The organism is Chromobacterium sp. HL1 (assembly GCF_057418835.1).
The window spans coordinates 4,108,126-4,129,690 of the sequence record NZ_CP162399.1 but is presented as its reverse complement, the minus strand read 5'-3'; the positions used below and the strand labels follow the sequence as shown (position 1 = coordinate 4,129,690).

Here is a 21,565-nt window from a genome sequence, read left to right as displayed (position 1 = left end):
AGAGCCGTTTTTTTATTTGTATGAGTTACCTTTCCATTGAGTTCGCGCTGGCATTCCTCGCCTTTTTCGCCCTGTATTGGCTGTGCCGCAAGCGCACGGATTGGCAGAATGGTTTGCTGTTATTGGGCAGTTACGCCTTTTATGCCAAGCTTGATTGGCGATTTGCGCTGATTCTTGCCGTTTATACTCTGTTATTGACCCTGATATCGTCGCGGATGCTTGATTCCGTCCGGCCCAAGCGTTGGTTGCGCGCGGGTTTGCTGATGGCGGTGGGCAATCTGGCGATATTCAAATACTTCGATTTCTTCCGCGAAAGCGCGCAAGCGGGGCTGCATGCGTTGGGTATCGCCGCGATATTGCCGGCGGTGGATTTCCTGATGCCGGTGGGCATTTCCTTTTACACCTTTCAATCGGTCAGTTATCTGGTGTCCCTGTATCGCGGCGAATTGCGTTTCGCCCGGGCCAGGGAGCTGGGTTTGTTCCTGGCGTTCTTTCCCACCTTGTTGGCCGGGCCGATTTGTCGCGCCACCGGTCTGCTGGAGCAGCTGCGCAGCGGCGCGCGTCGCCACATCCTGCAACTGGATCGCGCGCTGGGTCTGATTGTGCTGGCCCTGGCCAAGAAACTGTGGCTGGCCGGCTGGTTGGCCAGCGCCTGGGTGGACCCGGTGTTCAGCGCGCCGGAAACCTATCATGCGCTGGAGGTCTGGGCGGCTTTCTACGCCTACGCCTTCCAGATCTATCTGGATTTCTCCGGCTACACCGATCTGGTCACCGCCCTGGCCTTATTGCTGGGCATCCAGTTGCCGCGCAATTTCGACGCGCCCTACCTGGCGCACAATCTGCGCGACTTCTGGCGGCGCTGGCATATGTCGCTGTCCAGCTGGATTCGCGACTACGTCTATATCCCCTTGGGCGGCAACCGGCTGGGCTTTGCCCGCGCCCAGCTCAATTTGCTGGCCGCGATGCTGCTGTCCGGCCTGTGGCACGGCGCCAGCCTGAAATACCTGGTGTGGGGCGGCATGCACGGCCTGGGCGTGGTGGGCTTGAACCTGGGGGACCGGCTGTTGGGCAAGGAGGCGCTGACGCGGCGTTGGGCCTGGCTGGCGCGGCTGCTGACCTTCCATTACGTTTGCCTGGCCTGGGTGTTTTTCCGCGCCGCGTCGCTGGAGGACGCCTGGAGCTTTTTGGAGGCCATGGCCGGCACCGGCCAGGAACTGACGCTGAACGCGCCGGGCTTTCTGGCGCTGAGCGCGGCGGCGTTTGTCGCGCTGCCTCATCTGGGCGCGGTTTGCGAACGCGGCATCGCCCAACTGGGCCGCCTGCCGTGGTGGGGCAAGCCCAGCTTGCTGGCCGGCTGCGCCTTGCTGATCATCGTGGTGTCGCCGCCGGGCATTCCGGGTTTTATCTATTACCAGTTTTAACCGTGTTTTAGTCGTGCCGGCGCGGCTGCGCATCCGCCGCCGCGCGTTTCATTCCTTACCGCATTGAGGCAAGCGTCAAATGATCGCCCGTTCCGCCATCCGCCAGGCCCTGGCCATCCTAGGCAGCAGCATGCTGCTGCTGTGCTGGATCGAGCAGAGCTCGATCAACGCCTATTGGCGGCAGACCTTTCACCGTCCCAGCCAGCTGGAAGCCTTGTCCGAGCTGAGCGTCTGGCGTTTGGGCGCGGAACTGGGGCGGGAGTTTCGCGATCAGAGCCGAGGGCTGCTGAGCCGGCTGGATCGTTGGGACGACGAGATGATCGCCTATTTCAACGCCTGCTGCCTGAGGCCGGCATTGCCGCCGGCAAGCGCGCCGGCGGAGCCGGCGGCGGCGCAGACAACGGCAACGGCGGCCTTGCCGAACGCGGCCCCGGCGCCGCGGCCGCCGTCGGCCCCGCCGCAGCAAGCGGCGCCCAAGGACGCCCGCATCTTGCTGCGTCCGGGACAGAAGGTGTTGCTGGCCGGGGACTCCATGATGCAGGGCGTGGCGCCGCATTTGCTGCGCCCCTTGTTCAAGCTGCACCAGATCAAGGCGCTGGATCTCAGCAAGCAGAGCACCGGTCTGACCTATCCGGATTTCTTCAACTGGCCGGACACGATAGAACGGCAGTTGGCGGCGAATCCCGACACCGGTCTGGTGGTGGTCTTCCTGGGCGCCAACGATACTTGGGACATGGTGGGCGGCAGCCGCTACATCCGTTTCGCCTCCGAGGAGTGGGAACAGCGCTACCGCGAACGCATCCGCGCCATCCTGGCTTCGGCCCGCAAGCATGGGACGCAATTGCTGTGGCTGGGCGCGCCGAATATGGGCAAGGACAAGCTCAATCGCGGCGTGCAGTACATTAACGGCGTCTTCCGCGAGGAAGTGGAAGGCGCGGGTCAGCGCTATCTGTCCACCCGCGAGGCCTTGGGCAGCGAGGACGAAACGTTCACCAAGTTCATGACCTTGCCCGATCAGGGCGAAGTGGCGGTGCGCACCGCCGATGGCATTCATTTCACCCGTCAGGGCCAGGTTTTGCTGGCGCGGCGCGTGTTGGCAGAATTGAGGTTTGAATGAAGTTGAGAATCAGCGGGGCATTGGCCTGCTGGCTGGCGGCGGCATCGGCGCTGGCCGCGCCGGTGCAGGATTTCGGCGAGATCAATCTGGCGAGGCTGGCGTCGCGGCTGAAGGCGATTTCCACCGCCGTGCAGCCGGTGCGCATTACTCAGCTGGGGGATTCGCATACCGCGGCCGACTATCTGACCGGCACGCTGCGGGAGCGTTTCCAGGCCAAGTTCGGCGACGCCGGCATCGGCTGGACGCCGCCGATGGCGGTGCCGGGCCAGCGCCACGCGCTGGTGATGGCGCGCAGCGAGGGCTGGACGCTGATCAATAGCCGCAAAGACGGTGATCCGGACTTCCCGCTGGGCGGTTATATTGCTCAGGCGCAGCGGCCGGGCGCCGCCATCAGCGTACTGCCGCGCAATCCGCTGGACGGCCTGTGGCGCGCGCGCTTCCGCGTGCGGGCGGCTCAGGACGGCGCCGGCGCGCTGGAAGTGGATGACGGCCACGGCAGCCGCAAACTGAATCCGCCGGAGGCGGGCAGGGGCTGGCAGACGGTGGAGCAGAAGCTGTACTTCCCCTTTGTGGTGCGCGCCGGCGCGCTGCCGGCGGTGGAGCTGGGCGGCGTCGAGCTGGAGCGGCTGGCGCCCGGCGTGGTGCTGGACAGCATAGGCAGCAACGGCGCCCAGCTGTCGATCTGGCAGCGCTGGGGCAAGAGCTGGAGCGCTCAGCTGGCGGAGCGAAACAGCGACCTGGTGATCCTGGCCTACGGCGTCAACGAGGCCTTTGACGATAGGCTGGACCTGATCGAGTACCAGCTCAATCTGCAGGCGGCGATCAACACCGTGCGCCGCGATCTGCCGCAGGCGGCCATCCTGATGCTGGGCGCGCAGGACGCCGCGCGCAAGCGCGGCGCGGCCAGCAAGGAGTGCTCGCCGGGCCGCCCGCTGCAATTGGCGGCGGTCAAGCGCATCCAGCAGAAAGTCGCGCGCGACAGCCATGTGCTGTATTGGGATTGGGAGCAGGCGATGGGCGGGCCTTGCAGCATGAAGCGCTGGCAGGCTCAGCAGCTGGCGCGGCCGGACATGGTGCATTTCTCGCAGCAGGGCTATGCCAAGCTGGCCGACGATTTGTTCGATAATCTGATGGCGCGGCTCAGCCTGTGAGCGTAGTCGGCGCTGGATGAGAAAAGCCCCCGGAACCGGGGGCTTTTGCATTGGCGAGGCTTCGCAGCAGGTGCTCAGTGTTGCCGAGCCGGTTCCTGCGCCGCTTCCGCGGCCGGAGGAGGGCTCAGGCGCAGCGCACGCGCCACTTCCTGCTGCGCCTGCTGCGCCAGCGCGAAGCGGGTGTCCAGGCCGTTTTCCCAGGCTTTCAGCGGTTGGCCGTAACTGACCTCCACCTCCATCGCCGGCATCGCCAGCACTTTGCGCACGCTTTGCAAAAAGGTCAGGTCGCCGATGAAGGCCGGCTCCAGCGTCTGTTCGCCGTCTGCGCCGTAATAGCGCAGGCCGACCGGCTGAACGGTGCCGCGCGAAAGCAAGGCGGCTTCGAACAGCGAGGCCTTGAACGGCAGCAAGGCCAGGCCGTCCGAGGTGGTGGACTCGGGGAAGACCGCCATGCAGGCGCCGTTTTCCATGGCGTGGGCCAGCGCCTTGTAAACGCGGCTGGCGTCCTTGCGTTTGCTGCGGTCGATGAACAGGGTGCCGCCCAGATGCGCCAGCCAGCCCAGCACAGGCCAGGAGCGGAGCTCGCGCTTGGCGACGAAGCGGGACACCGTGCAGCTATTGAGCACGAAGATGTCCAGCCAGGAAATGTGGTTGGCCACCAGCAGGGTGTTGGGCGGGTAAAAGCCGGGGTTGACGCCGTGGATCCGCACGCTGATGCCGAGGATCTTCAGCGCGTGAGCGGCCCAGCGCCGGGTGACGACGGCGCGCTCGGCGTGGGCCAGCCGAGAATAACGGGTGGCCAGGATGAAAACACCGACGGCCAGGTGGCCGAACAGGCGCGCGACGCGTCCTATCCGGGTGAGCAAAGAGGTTGTGGCGATTGACTTCAAGATGCTTTGAGGCTCGGTGCGCAAGGTTGAGGCCGTAACTCTAGCATGGCTGGCATAGCGGACAATAGTAGGAACTGCGCTGGCCCTGGCGCAAATGCCGGATCGGCGTGCCGCATTGGCGGCAGGGCTGGTCCTGACGGCCGTACACCATATAAGTCTGTTGGAAATAACCCGGCTTGCCGTCGCTGTGCACAAAGTCGCGCAAGGTGCTGCCGCCGGCCTGGATGGCGCGGTTCAGCACGCTGCGGATTTCCTCGGCCAGCCGGCGGTATTCTCCGTCGCGCACCGCGTTGGCGGCGCGGGCGGGATGGATGCCTGCGTGGAACAGCGCCTCGTTGGCGTAGATATTGCCGACGCCCACCACCACGTGATTGTCCATCAGCATCAGCTTGACCGCGCTGCCGCGGCGTTGCGCGGCCCGGATCAGGGTGTCGCCGTCGAAGCCATCGGACAGCGGTTCGGGTCCCAGCGCTTGCAGCAGGGGGTGGTGCTCGATGGCGCCGACATGCCACAACACCGCGCCGAAGCGGCGGGGATCGCGGTAACGCAGCACATTGGGGCCCAGCAGCAGATCGATGTGGTCGTGCTTCTCCGGCGGAGTGTCGGCCGGCAAGAAACGCAGGCTGCCGGACATGCCCAGGTGGATGATCAGGGTGCCGGCGTCGGTGCCCAGCAGCAGATATTTGGCGCGGCGATCGACGGAACGTATCGTCAGACCGCGCAAGGCGGCGTGCAGTTCCGGCGGCACCGGCCAGCGCAGGCCGGCGTGGCGGACCACGGCGCCCTCCAGCGTGGCGTTCAATAAATGGGGCAGAATCCCGCGACGGGTGGTTTCGACTTCTGGCAGTTCAGGCATGGGTAGAATGGCGCGAAGATAAAAACAGGTCATGCTATTCTACGCATTCAACAGGTTTATAAGCAGGTCTCTGACTCCATGCGAATGCAACGGCTGAAAAAAACACTCCCTTTGCTGATGGTCGCGCTGCTGTCGGCATGCGCCAATTTCAAGCACCCGGGCGCGGCGAAGTCGGTCGATGCCGGCAAACCGGCCGGCGACGAGGCCGCGATCACGCAGAAAGAAGACGAAACCCTACTGCCCAAGGCGGAGCTGACGCCGGAAATCCTCTATGGCGTGGTGGCCGGCGAAATCGCCGCCCAGCGCGGCTCGGTGGGCGCCTCCGCCGTGACCTATCTGGAACTGGCGCGTCAGACGCGGGATCCGCGGCTGGCGCAGCGCGCGGCCGAATTCTCCATGTTCGCCGGCCTGCTGAAGGAAACCTCGGAAGCCCTGACCCTGTGGATGGAGCTGGCGCCGGACTCGGTGCCGGCGAGAGAACAGCTGTTCATCACCCTGCTGCGCGCCGGCAAGCTGGCGGAAAGCAAGCCGCTGATCGAGGCGCTGCTGCAAAAAGAGCCGGAGCGGGCGCCGGCCATCTTCGTTCAACTGGCGCGGCTGACCTCGCGCCAGAGCGACAAACAAGCCGCTTACGAGCTGGTGAAGCAATTCGCCGTCCGCTATCCGGACCTGGCCGAGGCGCGTTTCGCGCTCCTGGCCGTGGCCGCCGAGGCCGGCGATCAGGCCACGATGAACCGCGAATTCGACAGGCTGGCGCAGATCGCGCCGGCCTGGGACTTGCCGGTGGCCTGGCAGGTGGACCGGCTTCGCCGCGAGCAGCCGGAGCAGGCTATCGATTTTCTGCAGCGTGAACTGGCGCGGCGGCCGAACGCCGGCCTGGAACTGAAGCTGGCCAAGCCGCGGCTGTTGGTGGGCGCCAAGCGCTTCGCCGAGGCGCGCCTGGCTTTCGACCAGCTGCTGCCTAGCAATCCCAATAATCCCGATTTGCTCTACGCGTCCGGTCTGATGGCTTATCAGATGCGCGACCTGCCGGCGGCGGAGCGGCATCTGCGCCAGGCGCTGGCGGCCGGCCATCCGGAGGCCAATTTCATTCGCTACACCCTGGGCCAGATCGCCGAGGAGCGTCAGGACGCCGCCGGGGCCAGGGGCTGGTATGAAATGGTGGGCGCCGGGCCGCAATTCCTGCCGGCGCAAGGCCGGCTGGCGATCATGGACGCCGGCGACGGCAAGCTGGATCTGGCCCTGACGCGTCTGGCGCCCTTGGGCGGCAACGACCAGGAGAAGATCACCCTGGCTTTGCTGCAGTCCCAGTTGGCGCGAGAGGGCAAGCAGCCCGGCAAGGCCCATGACTTGTTGAGCAAGGCGCTGCTGCGCATGCCCAAGGCGCCGGAGTTGTTGTACGAGCGGGCGCTGGTGTCGGACAGCCTGGGCAATGTCGGCAACGCCGAACGCGATCTCAAGCAAGTGCTGAAGGAAAAGCCCGGCGACGCTCAGGCGCTTAACGCGCTGGGCTACACCCTGACCAATCGCACCAGCCGCCATCAGGAAGCGCTCGGCTATATCGAAAAGGCGCTGAAGAGCGAGCCGGACAATCCCACCATTCTGGACAGCCTGGGCTGGGCGCAATACAAGCTGGGCCGCCTGGACGCCGCCTTGAAAACGCTGCAGAAGGCCTATGCGCTGTTGCCGGACGCGGAATTGGCCGCGCATCTGGGCGAGGTGTTGTGGAAGCTGGGCAAGAAGGACGAGGCGTTGGCGGTGTGGAACAAGGCGCTGGAGGCGAGTCCGGAACATGATGTGCTGCGCGAAACCATGCGCCGTCTGGGGGCCCATTGATGAAGTGGAGCGGTCTGATCCTGGCCCTGTCTCTTGCGCTCACCGGCTGCGCGACGCGCGAGGCGGTGTTCATGCCCGCCGCGACGCAGTCCGCGGACCAGCCCTTCGCGGTCAGCGGACGTTTGTCGGTGAATCTGGACGGCAAGGGGCATGTCGCCAACTTCGATTGGCGGCACCAACCTGAGCGCGATCAGTTGGCGATCAACTCGCCGCTGGGCAATACCGTGGCCGAAGTGATCCGCGATGCCGGCGGCGTCACCCTGCTGGCGGACGGCAAGGCCTGGCAGGCTGCGGATGTGGAAAGCCTGACCGAGAAAACCCTGGGCTGGCCGCTGCCGCTGTCCGGCCTGGCCTGGTGGATCCGCGGCATGCCCGTGCCGGGCGAGGCGAGCGAAGTCCGTCCCGACGGCGAATTGCTGCAACAGGGTTGGCGCATCCGCTTTGTGCGCGAGGCCGAGTCCGGCGAGCGCTATCCCAAGCGCGTGGATCTGGCCCGAGACGGTTTGACGGTCAGAGTGGTGACCCGCGACTGGCGCTGACGCGTGTCGCTTCCTCCGTATTATTTCTAATGATTGCCATGGTGTTCTGTTGATGAGTTCCCCCGTATTCCAAGACTTTCCGGCCCCGGCCAAGCTCAATCTCTTATTGCACGTCGTCGGCAAGCGCCCGGACGGCTATCATTTGCTGGAGACGGTGTTCCGCTTCGTCGACTTCAGCGACACCGTGTCGCTGGCCTTGCGCGACGACGGCCGCATCGTGCTGGAGACGCCGATCGCCGGCGTGGACCCGGAGCAGGATCTGACGGTGCGCGCGGCGCGTCTATTGCAGGTCCATGCCCAGTGCGGGCTGGGCGTGGCCATTCGTCTGGACAAAAAGATACCGATGGGCGGCGGTTTGGGCGGCGGAAGCTCCGACGCCGCCACCGTTTTGCTGGCCTTGAACCGCATGTGGGGGCTAAATCTGCCGCGGGCGACTTTGCAGGAACTGGGCTTGAAGCTGGGCGCGGACGTTCCGGTGTTTATTTTCGGGCGCAGCGCGCTGGCCACCGGCGTTGGCGAAAAACTGAATGAAATCAAATTGAAGCCGGCATGGTATGTGGTAATTCACCCTCAGGTGCAGGTGCCCACCGGCAAAGTATTTCAAAATTTTTCGCAAGAGGTGTTGACAGAGGTAGGGGTCGTCGGCATAATGCGAATCCTCGAAACAACGCAGCAGCGACGAAACGATCTGCAAAACGTTGTTTCGAATATGTACCCAGCGGTGAATGAAGTGCTGACCGAATTAAGAAAATATGGTTCGCCGCTGATGACTGGTTCCGGTTCCTGCGTGTTTCTGGAGTGCCAGTCTAAAGACGAAGCCGATAAAGTTTATCAGGCGGTGTCGATAAAATATAAGGGGTTTTTAGCAAAAGGACTCGATGTCCATCCCTTAATCGACAGCGCTGAATAAAGGTTACTGGGGAGTCGCCAAGTGGTAAGGCACCGGATTTTGATTCCGGCATTCGTAGGTTCGATCCCTACCTCCCCAGCCAAGACTTTCTCTCAATAAGAGAGAGCATGAAAAAAGCGTGTAAGAATCCCTTACACGCTTTTTCTTTATCTAGCTAAGGCACACGAATCATGGCGGCATACGACAGTTTGATGGTATTCACCGGGACCGCGAACCCGGAACTGGCCCAAAACGTAGTCAAACATCTGGATATCTCGTTGGGACGCGCCGACGTCGGCAAGTTCAGCGACGGCGAAGTGGCGGTGGAGCTGCTGGAAAACGTACGCGGACGCGACGTGTTCATTCTGCAGTCGACCTGTGCGCCGACCAATGACAATCTGATGGAAATCCTGACTATGGCCGACGCGCTCAAACGCGCTTCGGCCGGTCGTATTACCGCGGCGATTCCATACTTCGGCTATGCGCGCCAGGACCGCCGTCCGCGTTCCGCCCGCGTGCCGATCTCCGCCAAGCTGGTGGCCAATATGCTGACCAGCGCCGGCATCGACCGGGTGCTGACCGTCGATCTGCACGCCGACCAGATTCAGGGCTTCTTCGACATTCCGGTGGACAACGTCTACGCGACGCCGGTGCTGCTGAAGGATATTCGCTCGCAGCGCATCGAAGATCTGATCGTGGTCAGCCCCGACGTGGGCGGCGTGGTGCGCGCCCGCGCGATGGCCAAGGCCTTGAACACCGATCTGGCCATTATCGACAAGCGTCGTCCCAAGGCCAATGTGGCCGAGGTGATGAACATCATCGGCGACGTGTCCGGCCGTACCTGCCTGATCGTCGACGATATGATCGACACCGCCAACACCCTGTGCAAGGCGGCCAGCGCTCTGAAAGAGCGCGGCGCCCAGCGCGTGCTGGCCTATGCGACTCACCCGATTTTCTCCGGTCAGGCGATCGATCGCATCAAGAATTCCGACATCGATATGGTGGTGGTGACCGACACCATCCCGTTGACCGCCGAGGCCAAAGCCTGCCCGAACATCCGGGTGGCCTCCATCGCCGGCCTGCTGGCCGAGACGCTGCGCCGGATCAACAATGAAGAATCGGTGTCCTACCTCTTCAATGAGGAACTGGTTGCGGCGGGCGCCTGCCTGCCGTGAACATCGGGCCCGCTGGTCGCGGCGGGCCGGGTGCTTTTAATCTGAAACTGGAGTTTTGCCATGTCTTTTGAATATACCGCCAGCAAGCGTGAAGAGTCGGGTACGAGTGCGAGCCGCCGCCTGCGTCACGCCGGCCAGGTTCCGGCCGTTGTTTACGGCGCTTCCAAAGAAGCCGTATCCATCGTTCTGGACCACAACACCATGTACTACGCGCTGAAGAACGAAGCGTTCCACACTTCCGTTCTGGATCTGGTGATCGACGGCCAGAAAGAACAAGTTAAAGTGGCTGCGTTCCAAATGCACCCGTACAAACAGCAAGTAATGCACATCGACTTCGCTCGCGTGTAATCTAGCTGCCGTGCCGTCTGACGGTAACGGTTGAAAAGCTCGTTGCTAGCCGTCGGCCCGCAACGAGCTTTTTCATTTGGAACAGAGAATATGTCCGGCATTCGCCTGATAGTCGGCCTGGGCAACCCCGGCGCCGAATACGATAGAACGCGCCATAACGCCGGTTTCTGGCTGGTGGACGAGTTGTGCTGGCGCTATAAGGGCAACTGGCGCACGGAAGGCAAGTTTCAAGGCGACGTCGCCCGCGTGGACATCGAGGGACAGGACGTCTGGCTGCTCAAGCCGATGACCTATATGAATCTGTCCGGACAGGCGGTGTTGGCGCTGGCCCATTTTTACAAGATTCTGCCGGACCAGATCCTCGTGGTGCACGATGAGCTGGACCTGCCGCCCGGCGCGGCCCGCTTCAAGCAGGGCGGCGGCCACGGCGGCCACAATGGTTTGAAGGACATCGCCGCGCGACTGAGTTCGCCGGCCTTCTGGCGTTTGCGCCTGGGGATCGGCCATCCGGGAGACCGCAACGAAGTCGCCAATTTCGTGCTGAAGAAGCCGCGCGCCGAGGAACAGCAGGCGCTGGACGAGGCGATTGAGCAGGCGCTGCGGCAATTGCCGGCGGCCATCGGCGGCAAGATGGCGGCGGCGATGAAGGAATTGCACACCGCGGCCAAATGAGCCGCTGGGCAAATCGCCGGCTTGCCGCTATGCTGCGGCAGAACAAGATTTTTCAAGAATTCGAAGGAATGCGGACATGAGTCTGAAATGCGGTATCGTCGGCCTGCCCAATGTGGGCAAGTCCACCCTGTTCAATGCGCTGACCAAGGCCGGCATCGAAGCCGCCAACTATCCCTTCTGCACCATCGAGCCCAATGTAGGCATCGTGGAAGTGCCGGATCAGCGCCTGGCCGAACTGGCCAAGATCATCAATCCGCAACGCATCCAGCCGGCCATCGTCGAATTCGTCGACATCGCCGGCCTGGTGGCGGGCGCCTCCAAGGGCGAGGGCCTGGGCAACCAGTTCCTGGCCAATATCCGGGAGACCGACGCCATCGTTAACGTGGTGCGTTGCTTCGAAGACGAGAACATCGTTCACGTCGCCGGCAAGGTGGATCCGATCGCCGACATCGAAACCATCGGCACCGAGCTGGCGCTGGCCGACCTGTCCGCGGTGGAAAAGGCGATGACGCGCGAAGGCAAGAAGGCCAAGTCCGGCGACAAGGACGCGCGCGCGCTGATCGCGGTGCTGGAGAAGCTGGTGCCGCATCTGGATCAGGGCCTGCCGGCGCGCTCGCTGGACTTGAGCCCGGAAGAAATGGTCTTGGTCAAGCCGCTATGTCTGCTGACGATCAAGCCGGCGATGTATGTGGCCAACGTGGCTGAAGACGGCTTCAGCAACAACCCCTTGCTGGAGCGGGTGCAGCAACTGGCCGACAAGGAAGGCGCGCCGGTGGTGGCCTTGTGCGCGGCGATCGAGTCCGAAATCGCCGAGCTGGACGACGCCGACAAGGCCGAATTCCTGGAGACGCTGGGTCTGGAAGAGCCTGGCCTGGATCGTCTGATCCGCGCGGGTTACAAGCTGCTGGGTCTGCAGACCTACTTCACCGCCGGCGTTAAGGAAGTGCGAGCCTGGACAATTCATATCGGCGACACCGCGCCGCAGGCGGCCGGCGTGATCCACACCGATTTCGAACGCGGCTTCATCCGCGCGCAGACCATCGCCTATACTGACTTCATCGCGCTGGGTGGCGAGTCCAAGGCCAAGGAGGCCGGCAAGATGCGGGCCGAGGGCAAGGACTACGTGGTCCAGGACGGCGATGTGATGAACTTCTTATTTAATGTGTGATCATAATTAACTGAAGAAAAGGCATGTGGCTCTGGCGCATGCCTTTTTTTTGTAAGTAAAATGAGTATTGCTAGTGCATCATTCATAGATAAAGGTCGGCAAAAGGATAATGACATTTGGAACACAAGCGTGAAGTTTCTGATGAGATCAGCTTGGTCGATATTATATTGTTCTGCAGAAGACAATGGCGTTTGATGGTGATACTACCTGTGGTCTTTGGGGTGTTGTCAGCTGTTATCGTGATGAATATGCCTCCCAGATATGTGGCGACCTCTTTGTTATTGGTTCCGGCGCCGCTTGGTCCTCAGGGAGGGGCTAGTGTTTTGAAGGATAGTTCGATGCTGGACCGCGCGGTGGCCGATTTTGAATTGACCAAGCATTATGAGTCAGGCTCTGCTGATAAGACCAAGCTGAGCTTGCTGGATAATCTCAAGGTGAATGCGGGCAGAGACGGTCTGCTCGAGGTTTCCGTTAGTGACGAGGACGCCGTATTCGCTGCCAAGCTGGCCAATTACTTGGTGGAGCAGGCCAGGCAAAGGATTTTGGACCTGCATGTCACCGAGCAGAGTAAGAAGTATCTGGTGTTGCAAGAAAAGATCAAAGCGGCGCAGCAGCAGCTGTCTGTGGCGCAGGGCCAGTTGAAGCGGCAAGGCGCAGAGGAGGCCTTGCTGAATAGCGAGATGGCTCGGATTGTCGACGGATTCGCGCGCCTGGAAGTGCAAATGAACACGCAGCAAATGGAGGGCAATAGCCCGTTGCAGTCGTCTTTATTGCAATTGCGAGCGGAATTGGAGCGAGCGAGCCCACAGGCCAAGATGATGTCTTCGCAGAAGTTGGCGATGATGAGGAATTTTTTCTTCTATCGGGCTGCGCTGGAGGAGTTGCAAAAACAGGCTTTGGTGAGCAAGGCATTGGTGTCGCAAGAAGTGCAGGTTGTGTTGCCCGCTAGCCCCCCTTTGGAAAAGGCGGGACCGAAACGGACTATGATCGTGTTGCTGGCCGGTCTGGGGGGCTTTGTCTTGGCGGTCTTGATTGGCTTGGGGCGTAAGTTGGGGGCAACGCTGCGCCAGCGCCAGCACGCCGAGTAGGGGTGAATTGACATCATGGCCGCTTTTCGCGGCCATTGTTCTATCTAGAACTTGGCAGCGCCAACGGCTAGTGATATTCTCACTTTTGACTATTTTGTTTTTCAAAATTACCAAAGGTTATATTGATATGCGCAAGCTGATGACGCTTCTCGTAATGGCGGGCCTGGCTGGCCAGGTGTTCGCGGCGGACTTGCTGGATACGGTCAAGCAGCGCGGCAGCCTGAAAATCGCGTTGGAGGGCACTTACCCGCCGTTCAACTTCAAGGACGCCAAACAGCAGCTGACGGGTTTCGATGTCGAGATCGCCACTGAAATCGCCAAGCGTCTGAAAGTGAAGCCGGAATTCACCACGGCGGAGTGGAGCGGCCTGCTGGCGGGCTTGCAGGCCGGCAAGTTCGACATCGTGGTCAATCAGGTGGGCGTGACCGACAAACGCAAGGACGTGTTCGACTTTTCCCAGCCCTACACCTACTCCAGCGCGCAGTTGATCGTGCGCAAGAACGAGAGCCGCGTTTTCAAGAGCCTGGCGGAGCTGAAAGGCAAGAAGCTGGGCGTGGGCCAGGGCAGCAATTACGCCGATATGGCCAAGGCCGTGGCCGGCATCGAGGTGAAAACCTATCCCGGCGCACCCGAATACCTGCAGGATCTGGCCAGCGGCCGCGTGGACGCGGCGCTGAACGACAGCTTGCTGATTCCCTTCGCCATCAAGCAGGCCAAGTTGCCCTTGAAGGCCGGCGCACCGGTGGGCGAGGTGGCGACGATGGCTATCCCGTTCGCCAAGAACAATCCGCAGTTCAAGGCGGCGATAGACAAGGCGCTGGGTGATATGAAGGCCGACGGCAGCTTCAAGAAGATCTCGGTCAAATGGTTCGGCATCGATGTGTCGAAAGCGCCGGCGGCGGCCAAGAAATAAGCGGCAGTTGATTTCAGAGTGGATAGGGCTAGACGCCCCTGCTTGCGCGGGGGCGTCGGTTTTTTTTTGGAAAAACGTGAATGACTGACTGGATCGTCCTGTTCGAATCGGCGCTGCCGGTGCTATTGCAAGGCGCGGGCTATACCTTGATGTTCGCGGTGGTTTCCATGATCCTGGGGCTGGCGCTGGGCTTCGTCGTGGCCTTGCTGCGAGTGGCGCAAGTGCCGGTCCTGGCGCAACTGGCCGCCTTCTATGTCAGCGCGATGCGCGGCACTCCGCTCTTGGTGCAGATTTTCGTCATCTATTACGGCTTGCCCGGCGCGGGCATCGAGTTGGGGCCGGTGACGGCGGGCATTCTGGCCTTGACGCTGAATGTGGCCGCCTATTTGTCGGAAAGCCTGCGCGGCGGCATCGCCGGCGTGCACCGCGGCCAGTGGGACGCCGGCCTGTCCTTGGGCTTGAGCTGGTGGCAGACCATGCGCCACATCATCGCTCCGCAGGCTTTGCGCTTGTCGGTGCCCAGCCTGTCCAATTCGCTGATCAGCCTGATCAAGGATACTTCGCTGGTATCGGTGATCACCGTGACCGAATTGATGCTGGCGACGAAGGAAGTGATCGCCCAGACCTTTCAGCCCTTGCCGCTCTATCTGGCGGCGGCGGCGATCTACTGGGTGCTGAGCGCCAGCTTCGAGCGGGTGCAGGGTTATGTGGAGCGGCGGCTGGAATTGGCCCACAAGCGTTGACCGCCGTCTTCAAGCAAAAAGCCCTGCGTTGCGGGGCTTTGTCGCATCCGGCTCAGGCCGGGGCGTAGAGGTTTTCTATCATTGCGCGGCAGCGTTCGGCGATCACCTTGCGGCGCAGCTTCAGCGTGGGCGCCAATTCGCCGGCGTCGACGCACCAGGGCTTGTCGATCAGGGTGAATTTCTTGATGTGTTCCCAGTTGCCGAAGTAGCGGTTGAAGCGCTTGATCTCGCGGTCAATCAACTCGACGATCTTGGGGTGGCTGCTCATCTCGCTGTCGGTGGTGTAGGCGATGCCGTGTTCGGCGCACCATTCCTTCAGTTTCTCGAAGAGCGGGACAATCAGCGCCGCCGCGTACTTCTGACCGTCGCCCACCACCATGATCTGGTCGATGAAGGCGGATTCCTTCAGCTTGTTCTCCAGCGCTTGCGGCGCAATGTATTTGCCGTTGCTGGTCTTGAACATTTCCTTCTTGCGGTCGGTGATGCGCAGATAGCCGTGTTCCAGCACGCCGATGTCGCCGGTGTGCAGCCAGCCGTTGTTCAGCGCTTCGGCGGTGAGTCCCGGCTCCTTGTAATAGCCGAGCATCACATTGTCGCCGCGCACCAGGATTTCGCCGTCGTCGGCCAGGCGCACTTCCACGCCGGGCAAGGGCAGGCCCACGCTGCCGATCCGGGTGTCCCGGGCGTTGAACGGGTTGGCGGAGATCACCGGCGCGGATTCGGTCATGCCGTAGCCCTCCGCCACCGACACGCCGCAGGCCCAGAACAGGCGCGCCAGCCGCGGCTGCAGCGCGGCGGAACCGACATTGATCCATTTGAGCTCGCCGCCCATCGCGGCGCGCCACTTGCGGTAAACCAGCTTGTCGGCCAGCGCGTGCTTGGCGGCTTCCAGCGGCGAGCGGCGGGCGTTGGGGTCGAAGCGCTCGGCGCGCTCCACGGCCCACAGATAAAGACGGCGTTTGAAGCCGCTGAATTCGCGTGCCTTGCCCACCAGCTTGTCGTGCACTTTCTCCAGCACGCGCGGCACCGCGCTGAAGGTGTGCGGACGGATGTCGGAGAGCGCGGAGGACAGGCATTCCACGCTGGAGAAGTAAACGCCGGCGCTGCTGTACATATAGTAGAAGACCCCGGCGCGCTCGAAGATGTGCGACAGCGGCAAAAAGCTCAGCGCGCGGCATTCTCCGTGCGGCAGGCGGGTGAATTCCGCGGTGGCGACCACGGTGCTGAGCACGTTGCGGTGCGACAGCATCACGCCTTTGGAGCGTCCGGTGGTGCCGGAGGTGTAAATGATGGTGTAGACGTCGTCCGGCTGGATCGCGTCGCGGCGGCGTTCCAGCTCGGCCTGCCGCTCCGGTTTGGCCAGGGCCAGGATTTCGGTCCAGGACGGGCAGCCGTCGATCTGGCTCAGGCCGTAGATCGGGCAGCTGAATTTGCCCAGCGCCTCATGCAATTTGCGTTGCAATGCGGCATTGCCGACGAAAGCGAGCTTGACCTCGGCATGAGTCAGGATATAGCGTGCATCATCAAGGGTCATGGTGGGATAGAGCGGCACGCTGACGGCGCCGATTTGCTGCAGCGCCAGATCGGCCAGCACCCATTCTATGGAGTTGTCGGCGGCGAGGGCGACTTTGTCGCCGCTGGCGATGCCCAACTCCAGCAGACCCAGGCTGAAGCGGTTGACGCTGTCCGCGACTTCCTCGGTGGACAACCTGCGCCATTCCTTGCCGGTTTTGGCGGCGAGGCAGTCGGTGCGCGGGTGGCGTTCGAGTTGGCGGGGCAGGATGTCAAATACGCGTTCTAGCTTCATTCGTACAATTGTTTGAATGCGAAACGCTGCAAAATAGTCCTAAAGAGCGTGGATGTAAAGCCAAAGCTGCTAAAAATTTAGTCAAGATCAAGGGAGTAGTCGCCGTTTTAACGGCGGTTTCCTTGAAGTTTTCGAAAAATGATGAAAGAGTCATGGCTGCGGCGCGCTAGAAGCTTGATTGCGGTCGGTTTGTCCGACAAAGCGGACAAGTGAATGATTTTTTGAGGAAAAGTCGTGAAATTTGCAACCAGATCCATTCATGCCGGCTATGACAACGCAGAGCATGGCAAGGCGGTGATGCCGCCGGTGTACCAGACTTCGGTGTTCGAATACGGCCATGTCGGCGAATCCATGCCCTTTGTGTACGCCCGTACCGGCAATCCCACGCGGGCGGCGCTGGAGGCCTGCCTGGCCAGCCTGGAGAACGCCCGCCACGGCCTGGCCTTCGCCAGCGGCATGGCGGCCATCGACGCGGTGCTGCGCGCCTGCCTGAAGCCGGGCGACGAGGTGATCGCGGTGGCGGACCTTTATGGCGGCGCTTACCGGCTGCTGAGCAAGGTGATGGAACCGGCGGGCGTCAAGGTCACTTTCGCGGATTTGAGCGATAGCCGGAACCTGACGGCGCTGATCAGCGCGCGGACCAAGCTGCTGTGGCTGGAGTCGCCCACCAACCCCTTGCTGGGCATGGTGGACATCGCGGAACTGGCCCGGATCGCGCACGCGCACGGCGCCCGAGTGGCGGTGGACAGCACTTTCGCCACGCCTTATCTGCAGAACCCGCTGGACTTGGGGGCCGACGTCGTCGTGCATTCCGCCACCAAGTATCTGGCCGGCCACTCCGACGTGTTGCTGGGCCTGGCGGCCGTCAACGACGAGGCGCTGCACCGCGAGATCAAATTCATTCAGAACGCGGCGGGAGCGGTGCCGGGGCCTCAAGATTGCTTCCTGACCCTGCGCGGCATCAAGACCCTGCATCTGCGCATGGATCGCCATTGCGACAACGCGGAGCGGGTGGCGGATTATCTGCGATCTCATCCCAAGGTGGAGCGGGTGTTCTTTCCGGGGCTGCCGGAGCACCCGGGCCATGAACTGGCCCGCCGGCAGATGCGTCGCTTCGGCGGCATCGTCAGCATCTGGCTGAAGGACGACAGCCGCGCGGCGGCCAGCCGCTTGGCCGAGCGGTTGAGGCTGTTCGCGCTGGCCGAATCGCTGGGCGGGGTCGAATCGCTGATCAACCACAGCTACACCATGTCGCACGGCGGCATGCCGCCGGAGCAGAAGGCTCAATTGGGCATTCGCGAAGGCGGGGTGAGGCTGTCGATAGGCATAGAGGATATCGACGATATCCTGGCCGATCTGGAGCAGGCTCTGGCGGACTGAGCTGACTGCGCTATTCTTTCAACCGACGCCCGCGCGGGCGTAATCGAGGAAATATATGGCTTCCGCTTTGTGCCGTCGCTGGCAGTTGCGCACCCCTTTGATTCAGGCGCCGATGGCGGGCGGCGCCACCTCTCCGGCCTTGGTGGCCGCGGTCAGCCAGGCCGGCGGCCTGGGGTTTCTGGCGGCGGCGCTGCTGCCGCCCGAACGCCTGCTCAGCGAAGCCGCCGCGGTGCGGCGCCTCACCGACAAGCCCTTCGGCATCAATCTATTCGTGCAGGACGATCCCGCTCCCAGCGAGGAGGCCTTGCGGCAGGCGCTGGAATGGCTGGCGCCGCTGCACCGGGAGCTGGGGCTGCCGGTGCCGCAGGTCCCTGAGCGCTTCTGCGAGCCGTTCGCGCGCCAGTTCGAAGCGCTGCTGGAGGCCAAGCCGGCGGCGGCCAGCTTCACCTTCGGCATTCTCAATCGCCATCAGCTCAAGCTCTTGAAGCAGGCTAAGATAGACGTGATCGGCACCGCCACCAATATGGCGGAAGGGCTGGCCTGGGCCGAACTGGGCGCGGACGCGATCTGCGCCCAAGGTCGGGAAGCCGGCGGCCATCGAGGCACCTTCATCGGACGGCCCCAGGACAGCCTGCGGCCCACTTTGTCGCTGGTCTATGAATTGGCGCAGAACCAGCCGCTGCCGGTGATCGCCGCGGGCGGCATCATGCATGGACGCGATATCGCCGCAGCAATGCGCCACGGCGCCCAAGCCTGCCAGTTGGGCACCGCGTTTTTGCGTTGCCCGGAGTCCGGCATTTCCGCCTTGTGGAAAAGCGAGCTGGCCAAGGCCGCGCCCGGCGGCACCCGTTTGACTCGCGCGTTTTCCGGCCGTTACGCGCGCGGCCTGAACAACCGTTATATGGAGTTGATGGCCGACAAGGAAGACCTGGTGCCGGCGTATCCGGTGATGAACGCCTTGACCGGACCCTTGCGCGCCGCGGCGGCCAAGGCCGGGCTGAGCGATTTTCTGTCCTTGTGGGCCGGGGAAAACGTGGCGGCCGGCCGCGAGCTGGCGGCGGGGCAACTGGTCGCCACGCTGCACGAGGAATGGCTGGCCGCCTATCGGTGAGCGCCGCCGCGGCGCAGGCTTGAAGCCGGCGTCGATCTGGAGCACAATACTTGAGTAATTTACTTGGGTATTGGCGGGCAATGGATACAGCGATCGAAGAAAAGTACACGGTTCAACCCATCTTGTGGCTGCGGCGCTGGGCGGACAATCTGCTCAGCTTCCGCTTGCGGCGGCCGGACGCCTATCGTTTTGAGCCTGGGCAGTTCGCGAGGCTGGGCCTGCCGTTGGGCGAACACGGCGGTCAGGTGTGGCGGGCGTATTCGATGTGTTCGGCAGTGACCGACGAGTATCTGGAGTTCTATTCCATCGTGGTGCCGGACGGCCAGTTCAGTTCGCGTCTGGCGCAGCTGCAGGTGGGCGCGGAAGTGATGCTGGACAAGAAGGCGATGGGCTTCTTCTTGGCGGACCGCTTGCCGGCGGGCAAGGATTTGTGGTTGTTGGCCACCGGCACCGGTTTGGCGCCGTATTTGTCGATTCTGCAAGACCCCGCTCAGTGGCAACGTTTTGATCGCATCGTGCTGGCGCACTGCGTGCGGCACGCCGCTGAGCTCAGTTATCAGGATTTCATCGCCGAGCTGAGCGAACACCCCTTGTGGGACGAGCACGGCCACAAGTTGCAATACTTGCCCATCGTCACTCGCGACGCGCCGGAGGGCGTGTTGAACGAGCGCATCCCGGCCTTGCTGGCCAATGGCGGTTTGGAGCGGGCGGCGGGGCTGGCGATGTCGCCGAAAAACTCGCGCTTCATGATTTGCGGCAACCCGGCCATGGTGGAGGATACCCACCGGCAATTGATGAAGATGGGCTACCGGATGAGCCGGCAGAGCGCGCCGGGTCATCTGGTGTTGGAAAACGGTTGGTAGCCGACGCGCCCAGGGCGGCCTATAAGACCTTGCTCATGAACAGGCTGAGCGGGTCGGGCTGGTAGGCGCCGAAGGGCGGGCAGGGCTTGAAACCGGCGCGCTGGTATAGGCCGATCGCCTCAGGCTGGGACACGCCGGTCTCCAGTTTCAGCGCGGACAGGCCGGCGGAGCGCGCTTCCCGCTCCAGGCGCGCCAGCAGCGCCTGGGCCACGCCCTTGCCGCGTTGGGACGGCGCCACGAACATGCGCTTGATCTCGCCGTAATCCTCATGCGGCACTAGCGCGGCGCAGCCGACCGCCGCGAGCTTCTCGTCGCGAGCGACGATGAAATGCGCCCGTGGCGGTTCCAGCGCCGCCGGGTCCATCAGATGATTGCTTTCCGCCGGATAGAGCGCGGCCTGGTATGCGTCCAGCTGGCTTATCAAGGCCAGCACATCGGCTTGTCGCGGCGACTCCAGTTGCAGACGCATGGCGTTTACCTGTTGGAGTTAGCGAGCAGGGCGCCGAACAGCAGGAAGGTCGCGCCGCCGGCCTTGTTCACCCATTTGCCGCCGCGGTCGCTGGCCAGCCAACGGCGCGCGCGTTGCGCGGTGAGCGCGTACACGGTGTGGATCAGGATGATCAGGCCGCTGAAGGTGCCGACCAACAGCAGGAATTGCGGCGCGTAGGCCCCCTGAGTGTCGATGAACTGCGGAAAGATGGACAGAAAGAAGAAGATGGACTTGGGGTTGGTCAGCTGTACCGCCATGCCTTCTCCAAAGCGCCGGGCAAAGCCGAGCGGCTGGCTTGGGATCTCATCGAAGCGAAAAGCCGGCGCGCGCAGCAGTTTGACGCCCAGATAAAACAGGTAAGCGGCACCTATCCATTTCATCACAGTGAAGGCCAGCGCCGACGCGGCCAGCAACAGGCCGAGGCTGGTGGCCGACACGCCGGCGACGATGAAGGAACCGCAGGCGGTGCCGAGAATGCCGCCAAGGGTGCCGCGCAGGCCGAAGCGCAGCGAGTTGGTCAGGGTCATCAAAATGCCGGGGCCGGGGCTGAGCACGGTGGCCGCGGCCATCAGCAGATAAAGCGAATAGTGTTGCATGAGGATTGTTCGCGTAGGGGGCGGGCCCTTAGTCTACGCAGGCTTGGCCATCGATGACAATGTTGTTGCGCGCGGCGCATGGGCCGCGCCGTTTTGGAGAATGAGCGATGACGATACGCGTGGTGCAATTGGGCAGTCCGCGTCACCCGCAGGAGGGCACGCGCATCGGCACGGTGCGGCGGCCGCCGCGCGGCGTGCCCAAGGAGGCCTTCGCCAGCGGCGATTGGTACGATGTGTGGTTTCCCAACCTGGCGCCCAGCGCGGAATTGGTGAAACAGGCGCAGGCGGCGCAGAGCGCAGCCGAATGGCAGACGTTCGAGCGGGCGTATCGCGCGGAGATGAAGGCGCCGGAGCAAAGCCGCGAGCTGGACTTGCTGGCAGCTTTGTCGCACGGCAGCCACTTTTCCATAGGCTGTTACTGCCAGGACGAGGCGCGCTGTCACCGCTCGGTGTTGCGGGCCTTGTTGCGGGAGCGCGGCGCGGCGCTGGTGGAGTGAGGCTTTGACTCCGCC

Annotated in this window: 22 protein-coding genes and 1 tRNA gene; 18 read left to right on the top strand and 5 right to left on the bottom strand. The window is 62.8% G+C overall.

All coding sequences use genetic code 11. The features are described from left to right. Positions 1-215 precede the first annotated feature (215 nt). The 3 genes from AB1Z25_RS18835 (at position 216) to AB1Z25_RS18825 (ending at position 3,689) form a co-directional block, all read left to right on the top strand. The gene (locus AB1Z25_RS18835) at positions 216-1,421 is read left to right on the top strand and encodes an MBOAT family O-acyltransferase (RefSeq protein ID WP_486635901.1); all 1,206 of its coding nucleotides are present in this window, start codon (positions 216-218) and stop codon (positions 1,419-1,421) included. 79 nt (positions 1,422-1,500) lie between these two features. Continuing rightward, positions 1,501-2,538 (top strand): SGNH/GDSL hydrolase family protein, encoded by a 1,038-nt coding sequence (locus tag AB1Z25_RS18830; RefSeq protein WP_486635900.1) that lies wholly within the window; start codon positions 1,501-1,503, stop codon positions 2,536-2,538. Next, the gene (locus tag AB1Z25_RS18825) at positions 2,535-3,689 is read left to right on the top strand and encodes an SGNH/GDSL hydrolase family protein (RefSeq protein WP_486635899.1); all 1,155 of its coding nucleotides are present in this window, start codon (positions 2,535-2,537) and stop codon (positions 3,687-3,689) included. Before AB1Z25_RS18830 ends, AB1Z25_RS18825 begins: the two co-directional genes overlap by 4 nt. Positions 3,690-3,763: 74 nt before the next feature. On the opposite strand, the gene AB1Z25_RS18820 is transcribed toward AB1Z25_RS18825, so the two are convergent. Continuing rightward, entirely contained in the window at positions 3,764-4,579 is an 816-nt protein-coding gene (locus AB1Z25_RS18820) for a lysophospholipid acyltransferase family protein (RefSeq protein WP_107800633.1), read from the bottom strand. A gap of 40 nt (positions 4,580-4,619) precedes the next feature. Then, positions 4,620-5,435 carry a bifunctional DNA-formamidopyrimidine glycosylase/DNA-(apurinic or apyrimidinic site) lyase gene (gene mutM, locus AB1Z25_RS18815; RefSeq protein WP_107801968.1) on the bottom strand — a complete coding sequence of 272 codons (816 nt, stop codon included), beginning with the start codon at positions 5,433-5,435 and terminating at the stop codon, positions 4,620-4,622. Between the two features lie 78 nt (positions 5,436-5,513). Between mutM and AB1Z25_RS18810 the strand changes: the two genes are divergently transcribed. From AB1Z25_RS18810 to AB1Z25_RS18760, 11 genes are all read left to right on the top strand, one after another. Further along, positions 5,514-7,271 carry a tetratricopeptide repeat protein gene (locus tag AB1Z25_RS18810; protein ID WP_227105022.1) on the top strand — a complete coding sequence of 586 codons (1,758 nt, stop codon included), beginning with the start codon at positions 5,514-5,516 and terminating at the stop codon, positions 7,269-7,271. Further along, positions 7,271-7,810 (top strand): lipoprotein insertase outer membrane protein LolB, encoded by a 540-nt coding sequence (gene lolB / locus AB1Z25_RS18805; RefSeq protein ID WP_227105020.1) that lies wholly within the window; start codon positions 7,271-7,273, stop codon positions 7,808-7,810. The genes AB1Z25_RS18810 and lolB overlap by 1 nt, the downstream gene beginning before the upstream one ends. 52 nt (positions 7,811-7,862) lie before the next feature. Continuing rightward, positions 7,863-8,720: a 4-(cytidine 5'-diphospho)-2-C-methyl-D-erythritol kinase gene (gene ispE, locus AB1Z25_RS18800; protein WP_486635898.1), complete on the top strand. Its 858-nt coding sequence runs from the start codon at positions 7,863-7,865 to the stop codon at positions 8,718-8,720. A 7-nt stretch (positions 8,721-8,727) separates the two neighbouring features. Further along, positions 8,728-8,802 (top strand) — tRNA-Gln (locus AB1Z25_RS18795). Positions 8,803-8,890: 88 nt separating this feature from the next. Then, complete coding sequence (locus tag AB1Z25_RS18790) at positions 8,891-9,874, top strand: ribose-phosphate pyrophosphokinase (RefSeq protein ID WP_043589892.1); 984 nt, start codon at positions 8,891-8,893, stop codon at positions 9,872-9,874. A gap of 60 nt (positions 9,875-9,934) precedes the next feature. After that, positions 9,935-10,222 (top strand): 50S ribosomal protein L25, encoded by a 288-nt coding sequence (rplY, locus tag AB1Z25_RS18785; RefSeq protein ID WP_043589895.1) that lies wholly within the window; start codon positions 9,935-9,937, stop codon positions 10,220-10,222. A 90-nt stretch (positions 10,223-10,312) separates the two neighbouring features. Continuing rightward, the gene (gene pth / locus AB1Z25_RS18780; protein WP_107800629.1) at positions 10,313-10,894 is read left to right on the top strand and encodes an aminoacyl-tRNA hydrolase; all 582 of its coding nucleotides are present in this window, start codon (positions 10,313-10,315) and stop codon (positions 10,892-10,894) included. A gap of 76 nt (positions 10,895-10,970) precedes the next feature. Further along, a complete protein-coding gene (gene ychF, locus AB1Z25_RS18775) occupies positions 10,971-12,062 on the top strand; it encodes a redox-regulated ATPase YchF (protein WP_107800628.1) in 1,092 nt (363 codons plus the stop codon). Between the two features lie 116 nt (positions 12,063-12,178). Then, positions 12,179-13,150 (top strand): Wzz/FepE/Etk N-terminal domain-containing protein, encoded by a 972-nt coding sequence (locus AB1Z25_RS18770; protein WP_486635897.1) that lies wholly within the window; start codon positions 12,179-12,181, stop codon positions 13,148-13,150. 139 nt (positions 13,151-13,289) lie between these two features. Next, complete coding sequence (locus AB1Z25_RS18765) at positions 13,290-14,063, top strand: transporter substrate-binding domain-containing protein (RefSeq protein ID WP_486635896.1); 774 nt, start codon at positions 13,290-13,292, stop codon at positions 14,061-14,063. A gap of 80 nt (positions 14,064-14,143) precedes the next feature. Next, the gene (locus tag AB1Z25_RS18760; RefSeq protein WP_118268338.1) at positions 14,144-14,806 is read left to right on the top strand and encodes an amino acid ABC transporter permease; all 663 of its coding nucleotides are present in this window, start codon (positions 14,144-14,146) and stop codon (positions 14,804-14,806) included. 52 nt (positions 14,807-14,858) lie between these two features. On the opposite strand, the gene AB1Z25_RS18755 is transcribed toward AB1Z25_RS18760, so the two are convergent. Then, positions 14,859-16,613 (bottom strand): AMP-dependent synthetase/ligase, encoded by a 1,755-nt coding sequence (locus AB1Z25_RS18755; RefSeq protein WP_486635895.1) that lies wholly within the window; start codon positions 16,611-16,613, stop codon positions 14,859-14,861. 234 nt (positions 16,614-16,847) lie between these two features. Between AB1Z25_RS18755 and AB1Z25_RS18750 the strand changes: the two genes are divergently transcribed. The 3 genes from AB1Z25_RS18750 to AB1Z25_RS18740 all read left to right on the top strand — a co-directional run bounded on the left by AB1Z25_RS18750 (position 16,848) and on the right by AB1Z25_RS18740 (position 19,967). Continuing rightward, on the top strand, positions 16,848-17,993 hold the full coding sequence (locus tag AB1Z25_RS18750) for a trans-sulfuration enzyme family protein (protein WP_486635894.1): 1,146 nt from the start codon (positions 16,848-16,850) through the stop codon (positions 17,991-17,993). A 55-nt stretch (positions 17,994-18,048) separates the two neighbouring features. Beyond that, on the top strand, positions 18,049-19,104 hold the full coding sequence (locus tag AB1Z25_RS18745) for an NAD(P)H-dependent flavin oxidoreductase (protein ID WP_486635893.1): 1,056 nt from the start codon (positions 18,049-18,051) through the stop codon (positions 19,102-19,104). 80 nt (positions 19,105-19,184) lie between these two features. Then, complete coding sequence (locus AB1Z25_RS18740) at positions 19,185-19,967, top strand: ferredoxin--NADP reductase (RefSeq protein ID WP_486635892.1); 783 nt, start codon at positions 19,185-19,187, stop codon at positions 19,965-19,967. A gap of 19 nt (positions 19,968-19,986) precedes the next feature. Here AB1Z25_RS18740 and AB1Z25_RS18735 read toward each other — a convergent pair whose 3' ends face one another. Both AB1Z25_RS18735 and AB1Z25_RS18730 read right to left on the bottom strand, forming a co-directional pair. Next, entirely contained in the window at positions 19,987-20,436 is a 450-nt protein-coding gene (locus AB1Z25_RS18735; RefSeq protein WP_253313698.1) for a GNAT family N-acetyltransferase, read from the bottom strand. 5 nt (positions 20,437-20,441) lie between these two features. After that, positions 20,442-21,053 (bottom strand): LysE family translocator, encoded by a 612-nt coding sequence (locus tag AB1Z25_RS18730; RefSeq protein ID WP_486635891.1) that lies wholly within the window; start codon positions 21,051-21,053, stop codon positions 20,442-20,444. 107 nt (positions 21,054-21,160) lie between these two features. Between AB1Z25_RS18730 and AB1Z25_RS18725 the strand changes: the two genes are divergently transcribed. Continuing rightward, entirely contained in the window at positions 21,161-21,550 is a 390-nt protein-coding gene (locus AB1Z25_RS18725) for a DUF488 domain-containing protein (RefSeq protein ID WP_107800619.1), read from the top strand. The last annotated feature ends 15 nt before the right edge of the window (positions 21,551-21,565 follow it).